The sequence below is a fragment of the Acidobacteriota bacterium genome, assembly GCA_040754075.1.
In the GTDB taxonomy this organism is placed as follows: Bacteria; Acidobacteriota; Blastocatellia; order UBA7656; family UBA7656; genus JBFMDH01.
Genome location: JBFMDH010000034.1, coordinates 1 through 13,785, shown reverse-complemented (window position 1 = coordinate 13,785; position 13,785 = coordinate 1). Strand labels below are relative to the sequence as shown.

Genomic DNA, 13,785 nt, shown 5'->3' with positions numbered 1-13,785 from the left:
GTTCTTTGACACGAAACCGCGAATTTCCTAAGAAATTCCAATAGTTTTTGTCAAAGAAGTTTTTCCTGCCTACTTAAATAAGCGCCAAACAAATTCCATCACCCCTTCTCCCTTTCTCCCCTTCTCCCCTTCTTTCTCTCTCTCCCCTTCTCCCTTTCTTGCGCTCTCTCTCCCTTTCTTCTCAGTGTCGCTGTGGTAAATTTTATATTGTTATGAACAAAGCGCCGGTCATTGGTATTACTGTGAGTCTCGACCACGGAAAAAAAATTCGCGCGGGGCACGATTATCTATACATTCGTCGCGCCTATTCGCAAGCCATTCAACAAGCGGGCGGGCATCCGATTTTGCTGTCGACGGAAATTGCGCCCCAGGCGGTCTTAGGAATTTGTGATGCGCTGGTGATTTCCGGCGGCGATGATATTCCACCGGAACTTTACGGCGAAACATTGAGCGAGCGAACGTCGCTGGAATCTATTGAAAGACTCGAATGGGAAAGGCGGTTGCTGGATATATTCGCGCAACAAGCAAAGCCTGTGCTTGGGGTCTGTTATGGCATGCAGTTGATGAATGTCCATTTTGGCGGCAGCCTCTATCAGGATATTTATGCGGCGCATCTTGACGCCATCGACCACGGTGACAGCAATCAGGCAACCTTGCATGAAATTAAAATAGCTGAACCTTCATCGCTCTTTTCGGCGCTCGGTCGTAAGGCAATCGTAGCCTCGCGTCATCATCAGGCGGTCAATCAAGTGGCTGCGGATTTCCGCGTTGTGGCGCGTTCCACAGATGGCATCATCGAAGCCATTGAATCAAAAAATATGCTCGGTGTGGAATGGCATCCCGAAGCCGACGAAACCGGCGAGGCAATTTATTCCATGTTGGCGCGCCTGGCGCAAAATTCATAGGCTCATCAACTTCGGGATGGTTAAAAAAAACAAGCAGCGCGGGTAATCATTGATGAATTCTCGTCAATGATTACTCGCGCCGCTTGTTTTTATCTGACCGGGCTGTTTAATTGAATTCGCCCTGAATGGGCACTTCAATCATTGGTGAATCGGGGTCGTTGGTTTCAATCATGATTTTGCCTTTGTACGTGCCTTTTTCCATGCCTTTGGTTTTCTTAAAAGTCAGGGTCACTTTGTAGACCTGTCCTTCAACGTCTGTGACCAGGGTTGGCTGAATAAACGGCAAGGTGGAACTCACCTTTTTAATTTGCAAGCCGCCATCGCGAATCTTGCGAATGTTAATGAATGGCAAATTGACCGCCGATGCTTCAATCGTCGTTGGCATCAACGGCAAGATGATACTGGTCGGCGTTGTAAAGACATGCGAATAAACCGTCGCATCGAGTTGAATGATGACTTCGGGCACCTCTTTGCTGTCGGTGGTGAGTTTGACCGTTTGATGATATTGACCGGGTTTCAATGCGGCATTCGTAGAAACAAACAATTCGTAACGTTTGCCCTCTTCAATGGTCGTCAGTTTAGCGGTGAACTCATTGCCGCTAACGGTTGCCGATTTTACCTTAATCGGATTGCTGTCATTGTTATAGATATGAATCGTACCGGATGACGGCGTGCCTTTGAGGATGCTGGTAATCCAACGGTCAGTAGGCGACAAACTCAAGGGACCAAGATGTCTTCCGGGTTCGGGCGCAGGGGTTGCGCCGGGTGGCGTCGGCGGTGGTTCATATTTAAACCGCGCCCGCAAAGTCAACACGAAGGTTGCGTGTTCCGGGTCGTTGGTGGTGACGGTTGCGCCTTTGGCAACTTCACCGGCTAAGCCTTCGGTGTGTGGAACTGAGAGAGAAATTTTGCCTTCCTTACCAGGAGGCACGACTTTATCAAAGTCGCTTGCCGTGCAACCTCAGCCAGGCGCTACTTTGGTAATCTCCAGGTCGGCTTTGCCTTGATTTTTAATGACGAAAGTAAAGTTCAGCGGGGTGCCCGCTTTCACTTCGCCGAAATCGTGAATGAGCGAATCAATCACCAGTTTCGGCGAGCCATTGGCGGTGCTGGGACCTTTTTTCTCCTGCGCCGCAGCGGTCAAAGCAAATGCCAACGCCAGAGCCAGCGAAAGAGAAATAAGTTTTAACTTCATGTAATGTCTCCGGGTTGATTTGAGTAACAGAAGTCGGAAGTATAGCAAATCAATTTTCCAGTGTCTTGCGATTTTTTCACCGCCCCGAAAAAACGAAGCAGGAGTTGAGAGTTACGCCTTTAGGCGTGAAGCGTCCGGCTCTCACGCCTAAAGGCGTAACTCTCAACCTCAAGAAATCTAGGTTCCGATGTAATAAGATTCTGAGAGAAACCTATCTGTCTTCAAATGACACAAAAGCGGTGACCAGTCACCGCACTCCAAAGCAAGTCCCACGTTAATCGCACATCGAATATTCGCTTTACAGGAATTTCAGGTGACAAAAATTAACAACCGGGAATATCTTAACGTCGTTCTTGCGTTTAGACCTGAAAACAATCTCAGCCAATCGTTGATATTGTATCCCGTGCATCATGGCAATAAGCGATTTTGCCGACAGATGGAAATAAATTTTAACTATCCCTTACAGATTTTTTAGATTGAAGTGAACAATAAGGTTTCGGTATGTCTTTTTACTCCGAATACAAATGCCGGATGTTACTAAAGTTGATGATGTCGCTTCGTATCTGCAAAAGGAGACTTGCATGAAATTTAATCTTAATAAGCTTGCGCGTAGTCAATCTCATACCCCTCCCCCTGCAATTTCTAATCCATAAATTTTCACGCGCCGCTATCAGAAGAACGGTTTGCCTGATTCTGGTCGCCAGTCTGTTGCTGTTGCCGATGTCCTCACAAGCCTTTTATCAATTGCCGGTGGTTGCTTCATCGGCTTTCAATTCCGTCGCTTCGCCGGTTAGCTATCTGGCTTCGATACTCAAATATGTATTTGGCTCTCCTGCCGCGCAGCGTGAAGAGACGCTTGATGACCGCCTCGCCCAGGTCGCGCAAATTCGCCTATCGCCATCACGCTTTGTGGCTTATCAAGGCGATGCATTGAAATTCGATGCCGTCGGTTTGAATGCGCAGGGGCAAGTCATTCAAGGCGTAGTCTTCACTTGGGAATCCGCTAGTCCTGAAAAAATTCACATTGATGATACCGGCAAAGCGACCTTTAACGAATCGGGACAAAGCCGTATCATTTGCCGCGCCGGAACCGCGCAAGCGTCGGCAACCGTGTTAGTGCGACCCGGCAATCGTCCCAAACAAAACGATAGGGAATGGAAAAATGATCAGGATGCGTTGAGCGATGCGGAGTCCACCGGTGTCGGGGCAATTCTGCCAGCCTTGGTTGATAAACTCATGCCAACGGCTCAGGCGCAAGGCGGCGGTTACGCGGGAACCGATTTTCCTTTCGATGAGATGTGGAGCGAAGCGCGCAACCTTACAGGCAATCCGCGCAATCGTGTGCTTGAACCGATGGCGCTTGGCTCGGTGTTGCCCGAAGGCAGCAATTTTAATTTTGCAACGCCGTTAATCGGACTTGGCGGCAGAGGCATTGGCGCAAGTCTCAATCTGTTTTATAACTCTCGCGTGTGGTCGCGGCACGGCAATTATGTAACCTTTAGTCCGATTGGCGGCAATCCGTTTGCCGGTTTTTCATTGGGTTTCGGGCGCATTGTGACTTATGGAACCGGCACCAGCACAAAATTTGTTTTGGTTGACCCGGATGGCACCCTGCACTATCTCGGCACCGGCAATGGGTCAGTGACGACGACTTATCAAACCACCGACGGAACGCATATTACTTACGTTGGCAAATCCATCAATGGCGCGTTGTATTACAGCGACGGCACCAAGGTTGATTTCAATACCTATAACAATCGGCTGTTGCCCAAACAAATAACCGATGCAAACGGCAATTATATTGAAATCGCTTACAAGTACGGCGTTGCCTCGCCGCTGGCGATTGATTTTGTCACCGATACCAAAGGCAGAAAAATTCAATTCAACTATGATGCGTCGGGACAATTGATTTCGATTACCGCGCCGGGTTATGGCGGCACGGCGCAAAACCCTGTGACCCGCACCATCGCGCAATTCGATTATGAAACGCGAACCTTGAGTTATACCTTTAGCGGACTAACGGTCGAAAATGCGCCAGGCGGCAGCGTCGCGGTATTGAAGCATATCTATTTTCCGGGAACGAACGCGGGTTATCTGTTCACTTATTCCGATTACGGCATGATGCACACGCTTTCGATGCGGCGGCAGATGAGCATAGATGCCAATGGCGCGATCAGCGACGGCAACGAAAACGCGACGGTCAATTTCAATTATCCGACGGTTGGGAGCACGTCGCTTACCGATGCGCCCGCGTTTACCCAACGCACAGAGAGCGCCCCGAATACCTCAACCGGGGTTTACACTTATTCGAGTTCAACGGACGCCATCGCGCAAACGATGACCTTTACGATTGCCCGACCCGATTCATCGAATCTGATATTGACGCGCTCGACTAATAGCTCAATACCGGCGAACGGGTTATTGACGCAAACCGAAATCACTAAAAATTCAATCTCCTACTCAAAAACCGTAACCGCTTATACGACAGACGGCGGCAGCAATGTGCAACCGCAAACGATTACCACTTATGACGACACCAACAGCGCGACCAAAGTGGATTTCGATTATGACCAGTATGGCAATGTCACCAACAAGCGCGAGTATGGTTCGCCAATCAGCGGCAACTGGCAAGTTCGCAGGCGAACCCGTCTCACCTACAAAACCGATCAAGTTTATCTGGATGCCTATCTCAGAAGCCTGGTAACGTTGACCGAAGTGTTTGACGCATTGGAAAACACCAATGACGCGGATGATGTATTGATTGCGAAAACATCGTTCACTTACGATGATTATGCGGCAACCGGCGGCATGCAGGATCGCGCGCCGAAACCACCCGGTCACGATTCGGCGAAATATACCACCAGCTACACGTTGCGCGGCAATGTCACAGGCATAACGCAGTGGACGGATATTGCCAACAACACGACGTTGCCGACGCGCCTCAGAAAATATGACCGCATGGGCAATGTGATTCAGGAACAGGTGACTTGTTGCAAACAGAAAGTGTTTACCTTTGCGTCGAACGATTACTGGGCAAATCCGCCGACGGTGACGCAAGGCGACCCGCAAGGATTGCATCTGGACAGTAACACGACTTACGATTTCAACACCGATTTGCCGAAGTATACCGAGTACGCCAATATGGGCAAGCGATGGTTTTATTATGACGCGGCGCTCAGATTGATCAGAAAAGAATTGCCGGGCGGGACCCAGGAGACCGCAACTTACGATGATGTGAATCTGACTGTGGCAACGGCAAGAACGGGACAGGGAACGACTACGGTTAGCTTTGACGGGTGGGGCAGAACCAAGCAACAGGTTGACCCGAATAACGGGCAAGTGAATACGACCTATGATGCGTTGTCGAGAGTCGCAAGCGTTACCAATCCGTTTACGGCAGGCGGCTCGCCGGGCGGCGCAACCGCTTATCAATATGACGCGCTCGGCAGAGTGACGGTGGCGACCTTGCCCGATTCGCAAACCGTGCAAACCGCTTATAGCGGCGCGGCGATGACCTTGACCGATCAAGTCGGGCGGCAAATCAAACGCGAAATAGATGGACTCGGCAGACTTGCGAAAGTCACCGAGCAGGATGTCTCAAGTGGCGCGCTCAATCAGGAGACGACTTACAGTTACAATCTGTTGAATAAATTGACGGGGGTGAGTCAAGGCAGTCAAACGCGAGCGTGGAAGTACGATGCGCTGGGGCGAATGCTCTATGAAAAAATTCCTGAGCAGACGGCGACGATAAACGATGGCACAGGGACGTTATGGACGATGAAATACACCTACACCGATTTTCATGCGGTGCAGACGCGCGCGGATGCGCGCGGGGTGATTACGACGTATAGCTATGACAACCTCAATCGCTTGACGAGCGTGAGTTACAACACGAGCGGGGCGAGCGGAGTGGCGGCGACATCCGGAGTACACTACACGTTTGACAACACGAATGGGAGCGCGACCAACGGGTTGTTGTTATCAGTGAGTAAGACTGCGGCTTGGGATGCCTATCAAGAGAGTTATGGCTATGACACTTACAAGCGATTGAGTTCGCTGACGCGGACAATAGATAGCGCGAGTTATGCGACGAGTTATCAATACGGGGCGGGCGATGTGCGGAGTCGGATAACCTATCCTTCGACGCGGGTGGTGAACATCAACCGCGATAGCGTCGGGAGACTCACGTCGTTGACGGACGCTGCATCGGCAAATTATTTGAGCGGAGTGGGGTATAACGTCGCCGGGCAAGTGACCGGGTTGACCTTGGGTAACGGCGTGGTTGAAGCTTACGGGTATGACGCCAATCGTTTGCAGTTGACTTCGCAGACGGCGACCAAAGGCGCGACTTCATTGATGAGCCTCACCTACGATTATTCGGCATCGGCGGGACAGAGCGGGGCAGGGTCAACGGCTGGCAACAGCGGACAACTCATGTCAATCAGCGGGACGATTGATGCGACGGCGGAGAGCGCGGCGTACACCTACGACAATCTCGGCAGATTGGTGACTTCTAATCAAACGACCAACACGGTGACGGCGCAACGGCGCTTCGTCTATGACCGCTGGGGCAATCGCACATCGGTGTATGATGCGACAAGCGGCGGCACGCAGATTCAATCACTCACCTTACAACAAAGCGGCGGCGCGCCGACCAACCGACTGACGAGCGTGACGACCAGCGGGGTGACGAAGAATTACAGCTATGACGCCAACGGCAATGTGACCAGTGACGGGGCGCACAGCTACACTTACGACGCCGAGAATCGCTTGGCGAGTGTGGACAGCGGAGCGACGGCGAGCTATGCGTATGACGCGAACAACCGGCGCATCAAGAAAGCGATTGGCGCGAGCGTGACGCACGCGGTGTGGGAAGGCGGTCAAGTGATTGCCGAGTACGATGCGGCGACCAGCGGCTTGCTCAGTGAAAATATTTATTCGGGGAGTCGGTTGATAGCGCGGTTCTCATCATCGGTGACGCGCTACTATGTGAGCGACCGCTTGAGCGCGCGCTTGACGTTGGATGCGAGTGGCGCAGTCGTTGGTCGGCAAGCGCACCTGCCATTCGGGGAAGAGTTGGATGCTTGTTTCAAAAAGTGATGCTTATGAGAAGAAATTGTTTACTTATTTTAATTTCTTTTTTTAGCCTTTTTAGTCTCACTAATTTTGGCTTGAAGGATGGAGGGCAAGTTTCTGCCAAACTATTAAGCGAACCGTGGCAAACAGGAAAAATTAAAACCCCTTTGCAACTCACGATAAAGATACTAAAGAAAAAATATTGTAATCCTTACGGGAGTCAACATGACCGCCTTCAATTAAGATTACAATTAAAGTATTCAAATGTAAGCCAGCGAAAAGTGATACTTTACAAATATAGTAATATCGTTTTCAAGAAATTAGTTGCTGATACATTGGAACGTGCAAAAGCAGGGCGATATAAACAAATCTATGATGTGTCGTATGAGATTGTAGGACAACACAAACCTTTCGATAAAAACAAACCTAATTCTGCGTTTGTTATTTTAGCTCCAAAGCGTTCTTTGCAAATAAATCTTAATGTTTCTTTGGTGATTGCAGGGCATAATCAAGAAAAAGATGATGACTACCCAGACAGCGGAACACATTTTCTTCAAATCAGTGTCCTCACTTGGAATAATTCAATAGAGGAAGCAGAAGAACTTCGTGAGCGATGGCATAATATTGGGGAATTTTGGTTCAACGAAATTACTTCTGAGCCGATGCTATTTCAAATTGAGAAGTACCGGCAAGTTAAAAAAGATTGTGACTCTTAAAACCACTACGAATTGAGCATGGCGAATACCAGCGTCAGTAAAGTAGATAGTTGACCAGCATCAGCAACAAAATTTAATGGGGTGACTAAAAACCATAGTTATGGAGGGTGTAAAAAATTATGTGAACGGTCATAGACAGTCATGAAGGAGTAGTAAGATGAAAAAAAAATCTCTATTTATTTTGTTTACGCTTTTTTATCCAAGTTTTTGGTGGTTGTATTACCCGCCAACTTGTTCTGCCCATTATAGACAAAACGAAAATCCAAACATTCAGCGAAAAGATTGGAAATTGCTGAAGGATTTTAATTTCCCGTTGTGGCTTGTAGCATATTTACCGCCTCCAAAGGACGGGATAAAAACACGTGAGGTGTTTTTGTATTTGGAACCTTCATATTTTAACGAAGAGAATATCCGAACAGCGATAAAACAGTTGTCTCCCAAGTTCCGAGCCTTTGTCTTTTCTCCCTATGAAGAGTTGCAAATTACCATCTTCAGCGATAAAGAAATGATTGAGCGAGCAGTGAAAACAGCGCGTCTCAGTGTGTGCTTCTTTTTTGATGACAGCGAAGAAGGGAAGCGGGCGGCAAAGGAGTATTATGATAACACCTTTCCTTTGAAGAGCGGATATTTCCGTGCTTACTATTATTGGAAACCTGATGAAAAAGAACAGCTGATCTTTAGCCCTGATCCGAATAGTGAGAAAGTATTTTCTATTCCAGTAGAAGCCAAATAAGTTTTATTGGCGTCAATCAAGGCAATCAAATGAGAGGTAGTGCCCTAATCTCAGGGCACTGCTTCAAGAAATCCATTAGGGCGCTACCCGATAATTCATGAATTACTTCATATGGCTACCGATCAAGATGATCCTTAATCTGGCGAGTACACTTGGAATAACAGTGACAGATAGAAAGAGTTTTTCAGAAGCTATCATGCCTTTTTGCAGGAAGGCTGTCCAAAAAACTTTCAATAAACGCGATGAGCGAATCGACGAGTTATGCCGACAACGCTTGAGTGGAAATTTTCACCGAACGAATGGCAAATCTTTAATGGCTTTTATCAAGCGCAATCCTGCCGATAAACTTTCAAGATTATCTCACCCAATTCTTTCTGTCTTTGCCTGATTCTGAATTCCTGACTCGCTGTGGTATCTTTGAGGCGATGAAAGTGATACCGCTGGGTACGAGTTCCGGAAAACCGACTTTGAAACGTAATGTGAGCGCGCTGGCGATGGTTCGCGAAGGCGAGTGGCTATTATTCGATTGCGGCGAAGGGGCGCAAACCCAAATCATCCGCGCCGGACTTAGTCCGAATCGGCTGGCGGCGATTTTCATCACTCATCTGCACGGCGACCATTTCAACGGCTTGCCGGGATTGCTATCAACGATGGGAATGGATAGCCGCGCGCGTGAACTCACGGTTGTCGGTCCGCCCGGCATTCGCGAATATCTGGACACCTTGGCGCGGTTGAAAATTTTGTGGATTAATTATCCGCTACAGGTCTTTGAATACGGCAAAAAAGATTTGCCCGAAGGCAAACTCGCAGCAGTGTTTGATACCGCCGCTTACACGGTTTCGACCATCGCGCTCGACCATCGGATTTTTGCGCTCGGCTACCGCTTGAGCGAAAAGCCGCGACCCGGCAGGTTCAATGTCGAACGGGCTTTGCAGTTGGGCGTGCCGATGGGTCCGCTGTTCGGACGTTTGCAAAACGGGCAGGAGGTGACGCTTACAGACGGCACGGTTGTGCGTCCAGCGGATGTGCTGGGCGCAGCGCGACTCGGAAAATCGGCAGCCTATTGTCTGGATACGCGACCTTGCGAGGCATCCGTAGAACTTGCGCGCGCAACCGATTTGCTGATTCACGAAGCCACCTATACCGAAGACTTTGTCGAAGAGGCTAAACACTTCGGTCATTCAACCGCGGCGCAGGCGGCACAAGTAGCCAGAGACGCGCAAGCCCGCAATCTGTTGCTTACGCATTTCAGTTCGCGTTTTCCCGATGCAACCTTGCTGCTTGATGAAGCCAAAGCCGTTTTTGCAAACGTAACCCTCGCACAGGATTTACTCGAAGTTGAAGTTTGATTAAAGAGTTTCCGGTTTCTAGTTGAATAGAACCAGAAACCAGAAACTAAAAACCAACATTATGATTGTTGCAATTGGCATTGATATCGTTGAAATTGTGCGCATTGAAGAAAATCTGGCGCAAGGCGCGACGCGATTCCTGAACCGCATTTATACGCCGTATGAAATCGCTTATTGCGAAGCGCGGGCTTCAAAATTCGCCAGCTTTGCCGCGCGTTTTGCCGCCAAAGAAGCGGCGATGAAAGCTCTGGGAACCGGTTGGGCTGAGGGCGTCGCCTGGAAAGATATTGAGGTGATTAATGACGAAGCGGGAAAGCCGATGATTAACTTAACCGGTAAGGCGCTTGAACGATTTATCGCCTTAGGCGCGCGCCACATTCACGTTTCGCTGTCGCATTCCAAAGAACTGGCTATTGCTCAGGTGATTTTGGAGTCTTAAAAAAGGATAGGACAATGCCGAGCGATTGAGACAGGGCTAGCTGTTTTTACTGACTTGCGCCCGGCATTGTCAATGGGGTTAGCCAACCGCCAGGTATTCGCGCAACATCTGCCCTTCTTCGATTTCCCGCAACTTGGCAAAAGCTCCGGCTTCGATTTGACGGACGCGCTCGCGAGTCACAGACAAATCCTGCCCGATTTCTTCCAAAGTGCGCGGTTCGCTTTCGGTTTCCAGTCCATAATGTTGTTTCAAAATCATGGCTTCGCGTGGCGTCAGTCGCGCCAGGGCTTTGCTGATGGCGTCTCTGCGGGAACGCGCCACCGCCGCTTTGAACGGATTGTTGCCGCCGCCATCATCAATGAAGGCTACGGCAGATTCGCCGTTGTCATTTGCCGCGACATCGAGCGGAATGATTTGTTGCGCAAAACCTCTGGCTTCACCGACGCGGTCGGCTTGAATGTTGAGTTTGTCGGCGATTTCATGATTCGATACGTCAGCGGCTTTTTCTTCGCCCATGGAACGCGCCGCTTTGGTGACTTTGTTAATCAACTCCAACTCTGATGCCGGAAGTCTGACGATGCGGCTTTGCGTATCAAGGGCGCGCGCCATCGATTGACGAATCCACCACATCGCATAAGTTGAAAAACGAAAGCCTCTGCGCCAGTCGAATTTTTCCACCGCCCGCATCAAGCCGATGTTGCCTTCCTGAATCAAATCCAGAAACGCCAGCCCACGATTGTTGAAATGTCGCGCCACCGAAACCACCAGACGCAAATTGGATTCGGTCATGCGCTGTTTGGCGTTGCTCATTTCGTAAGCCGCCGCATTCACCCGTTGCGAAAGTTTGACGAAGGTTTTTGCCGCGTTCGGATTTTCAAGAATGGCTTTGGCAACCAGCGGTCCCACAGCAAACGCGCCATCGTGACTCACGTGAAGTTCATCCAGAGTCACCGTTTTTTTATGGCTTGAGCGTTCATGCGATTTTTTGACATACGACGAAGCGAGGTTTGCAGCGATTTCCAATAGTTTAACCACATGACGTTCGGTTGCCGGTGTGAAGACCAGATTTCTTACGGCGCGATGCAATTTGATATGCTGCCGCGTTGCGTAAGTTTTCGCATATTTTTTGAGAAATCGTTTCGCCGGTTTGCGTCTCGGTGAATTGAGTTCGAGGTGAGCGATTTCAATATCTTCAAGCGCCAGGTCGAGCGCATCAATAGAGGGTTGCGAAAACCTGTCGCTTTTGATTTGTTCGATGATGTCCGAGGCGGTTTCTTTGTTATCGGCGAAAGCGCGTCGCAGATAGATTGCATATTCCGCGACAATCGGTGAGCGAGCAAGCAATCTCATGAACCGATTTCTTGCTCTTTCAATGCGTTTAGCCGCCGCGATTTCACCGGCTGCATCAAGCATCGGTGTGCGGCTGGCTTCTCTGAGGTAAAGTTTCAGCAAGTCTGCGGTGTCTGGGTCGTAGCCTTGCTCTTCAAGTGTAATTTCATCAGACGAATCATTTGAGGCTTCTTCGTCTATATTTTTTTCTGCAAAGTTGTTTTCAAAAAGCTCATCAATATCTTTTTTCATACCCGCTCCTTGCTAGCCCCGTGCAAGTCGCCTACGTCGTGTGCACGCCGGTTCTCCGATCTTATTTATACGTTTTGAATCTTACCAAACGCCTGGAAAGATTAGGAAATTAAAAAAAATTATTGAATAGACGCAAATTACTTATACTGAGTCTAATTTAGAAATTGTCTGGAGTGCGCCTCGCAGGCTGGTTAGAATAAAACTCGTGCAGCCCAAAGGGAAAATTTATCGACTGGTGCGCCGCCTCACTGTTGCCCGAACTTTTCTGATGTTCGCCCTGACGGTTTATCTCGAATCGAAAAACTGGTTAGGCAAAAAAGGCGAAAAACGTGAACAAAAGCTGAGAAATCAAGCCGCCAGGTTGCGCGACCGCCTCATTCATCTGGGACCCACATTTATTAAAGTCGGGCAGATGCTGGCGACCCGCGCAGACCTTTTACCGATTGAATACGTCGATGAACTGAGTTTCCTGCAAGACCGGGTTCCGCCGTTTTCAAACCACCAGGCAATGGCAATCATTGAACGTGAGTTGGGGCGACCGGTCAACGAAGTGTTTGCCGAAATCGGCGAACAGCCGGTGGCATCGGCAAGTCTCGGTCAGGTTTATCGCGCCAAACTTCATACCGGCGAAATCGTCGCGGTCAAAGTTCAACGCCCCAATCTTGAAACCGCAGTCAGTTATGATTTGGAACTGCTGCGCTGGATTGCGCGGTTTATGGCGCATTACCCGAAACTTTTTCCCGGCACCGACTGGCTCGGCGCGATTGATGAATTTGACCGCGTCATTCACGAAGAGATGGATTACAGTCGCGAAGCCTCGAACGCCGAGCAGTTCAAACATAATTTCCGCGAATGGCGGACGATTCATGTTCCCTTGATTTATCGCGCCTTTTCGAGACGCCGTTTGATTGTCATGGAATTTATCACCGGAACCAAAGTGACCGACCTTGATGAACTGCGCCAGCGCGGTCACAGCCCGCGACGTTTGAATGAATTGATTTATCGCTCGTATTTCAAACAGCTTTTTGAAGACGGTTTTTTTCATGCCGACCCGCATCCGGGAAACCTGCTGGTGATGGCTGACGGGCGGTTGGCGATTTTCGATTTCGGCATGGTCGGTCGCGTATCCGACATTGTGCAACGCAAAATCATCGAAGCCTTTTTTCACCTCTACAATCGCGATGAGCAAGGGCTGGTGCAGGATATGATTGACCTCGGATTTCTTGCGCCCGAAGCCGATGCCGTAGCGATTCGCGCCGTCGTCGCGGATGTGATGAAACGTAAACTCAATCTCCGGTTAAAAGAGGTGCGCTTCAAAGAACTCACTTATGATTTAGCGCCGGTGATTTATCAGCATCCGATTACCACGCCTTCGCATTTCACTTATTTGATGCGGGCGTTGATGACCCTTGAAGGCGTCAGCATCGTGATGAATCCCGATTTTAATTTCTTTGAAGTCGCCAAGCCTTATGTGCGCGATATGCTTTTCCGGCGCGAATCGTCAAAGTTAAGACAGATGGCTTGGGATTATTTGAAAGAAATCGGCACAGGAAAATTTGAATGGAATCGTTTATGGACAATGGCAAAGATGGCTTATGACCTCTATCTTGGCGGCGATTGAATAAATTTTGATGCCCTTTATTCGGGCGGCTGACGCCGAATTCATGTTAGCTGTCATGAATGGTTGATTCACAACCAACGATGAAAAATGGATCGAGTCGGAGTATGCTCTTTGAAGTCTCAGCGTCAATCAGGTCGGACTCCCTTGGTGCCTCGAGCCCGTATGTTAGC

The 13,785-nt window shown here is 49.3% G+C and carries 11 protein-coding genes; 8 read left to right on the top strand and 3 right to left on the bottom strand.

Features of this window, described 5'->3' with window-relative positions; all coding sequences use genetic code 11:
• Window positions 1-212: 212 nt before the first annotated feature.
• Window positions 213-905: a gamma-glutamyl-gamma-aminobutyrate hydrolase family protein gene (locus AB1757_26100; GenBank protein ID MEW6130534.1), complete on the top strand. Its 693-nt coding sequence runs from the start codon at window positions 213-215 to the stop codon at window positions 903-905.
• A 106-nt stretch (window positions 906-1,011) separates the two neighbouring features.
• Here AB1757_26100 and AB1757_26095 read toward each other — a convergent pair whose 3' ends face one another.
• Both AB1757_26095 and AB1757_26090 read right to left on the bottom strand, forming a co-directional pair.
• Window positions 1,012-1,836 (bottom strand): hypothetical protein, encoded by an 825-nt coding sequence (locus AB1757_26095; GenBank protein ID MEW6130533.1) that lies wholly within the window; start codon window positions 1,834-1,836, stop codon window positions 1,012-1,014.
• Between the two features lie 30 nt (window positions 1,837-1,866).
• Window positions 1,867-2,100: a DUF1573 domain-containing protein gene (locus AB1757_26090; GenBank protein ID MEW6130532.1), complete on the bottom strand. Its 234-nt coding sequence runs from the start codon at window positions 2,098-2,100 to the stop codon at window positions 1,867-1,869.
• 720 nt (window positions 2,101-2,820) lie between these two features.
• On the opposite strand from AB1757_26090, the gene AB1757_26085 reads away from it, so the two are divergent.
• The 6 genes from AB1757_26085 to acpS all read left to right on the top strand — a co-directional run bounded on the left by AB1757_26085 (window position 2,821) and on the right by acpS (window position 10,413).
• The gene (locus AB1757_26085; protein MEW6130531.1) at window positions 2,821-7,200 is read left to right on the top strand and encodes a hypothetical protein; all 4,380 of its coding nucleotides are present in this window, start codon (window positions 2,821-2,823) and stop codon (window positions 7,198-7,200) included.
• Window positions 7,185-7,892, top strand: a complete 708-nt coding sequence (locus AB1757_26080) for a hypothetical protein (protein MEW6130530.1) — start codon at window positions 7,185-7,187, stop codon at window positions 7,890-7,892. The genes AB1757_26085 and AB1757_26080 overlap by 16 nt, the downstream gene beginning before the upstream one ends.
• A 157-nt stretch (window positions 7,893-8,049) precedes the next feature.
• On the top strand, window positions 8,050-8,625 hold the full coding sequence (locus tag AB1757_26075) for a hypothetical protein (protein ID MEW6130529.1): 576 nt from the start codon (window positions 8,050-8,052) through the stop codon (window positions 8,623-8,625).
• A gap of 163 nt (window positions 8,626-8,788) precedes the next feature.
• Complete coding sequence (locus AB1757_26070; GenBank protein ID MEW6130528.1) at window positions 8,789-9,013, top strand: hypothetical protein; 225 nt, start codon at window positions 8,789-8,791, stop codon at window positions 9,011-9,013.
• A 37-nt stretch (window positions 9,014-9,050) separates the two neighbouring features.
• Window positions 9,051-9,974 (top strand): ribonuclease Z, encoded by a 924-nt coding sequence (gene rnz, locus AB1757_26065; protein ID MEW6130527.1) that lies wholly within the window; start codon window positions 9,051-9,053, stop codon window positions 9,972-9,974.
• Window positions 9,975-10,035: 61 nt separating this feature from the next.
• Window positions 10,036-10,413 carry a holo-ACP synthase gene (gene acpS / locus AB1757_26060; protein ID MEW6130526.1) on the top strand — a complete coding sequence of 126 codons (378 nt, stop codon included), beginning with the start codon at window positions 10,036-10,038 and terminating at the stop codon, window positions 10,411-10,413.
• Between the two features lie 78 nt (window positions 10,414-10,491).
• Here the strand turns inward: acpS and AB1757_26055 are convergent, their stop codons facing one another.
• The gene (locus AB1757_26055; protein MEW6130525.1) at window positions 10,492-11,994 is read right to left on the bottom strand and encodes an RNA polymerase sigma factor RpoD/SigA; all 1,503 of its coding nucleotides are present in this window, start codon (window positions 11,992-11,994) and stop codon (window positions 10,492-10,494) included.
• Between the two features lie 205 nt (window positions 11,995-12,199).
• Here AB1757_26055 and AB1757_26050 point away from each other — a divergent pair, with 205 nt between their 5' ends.
• Entirely contained in the window at window positions 12,200-13,615 is a 1,416-nt protein-coding gene (locus AB1757_26050) for an AarF/ABC1/UbiB kinase family protein (GenBank protein ID MEW6130524.1), read from the top strand.
• Window positions 13,616-13,785 lie beyond the last annotated feature (170 nt).

Bases quoted from the DNA above. Each gene is read 5' to 3' on its own strand.
- AB1757_26100 (MEW6130534.1), top strand. From the start codon at position 213: ATGAACAAAGCGCCGGTCATTGGTATTACTGTGAGTCTCGACCACGGA.
- AB1757_26090 (MEW6130532.1), bottom strand. From the start codon at position 2,100: ATGAAGTTAAAACTTATTTCTCTTTCGCTGGCTCTGGCGTTGGCATTT.
- AB1757_26085 (MEW6130531.1), top strand. From the start codon at position 2,821: ATGTCCTCACAAGCCTTTTATCAATTGCCGGTGGTTGCTTCATCGGCT.
- AB1757_26075 (MEW6130529.1), top strand. From the start codon at position 8,050: ATGAAAAAAAAATCTCTATTTATTTTGTTTACGCTTTTTTATCCAAGT.
- rnz (MEW6130527.1), top strand. From the start codon at position 9,051: ATGAAAGTGATACCGCTGGGTACGAGTTCCGGAAAACCGACTTTGAAA.
- acpS (MEW6130526.1), top strand. From the start codon at position 10,036: ATGATTGTTGCAATTGGCATTGATATCGTTGAAATTGTGCGCATTGAA.
- AB1757_26055 (MEW6130525.1), bottom strand. From the start codon at position 11,994: ATGAAAAAAGATATTGATGAGCTTTTTGAAAACAACTTTGCAGAAAAA.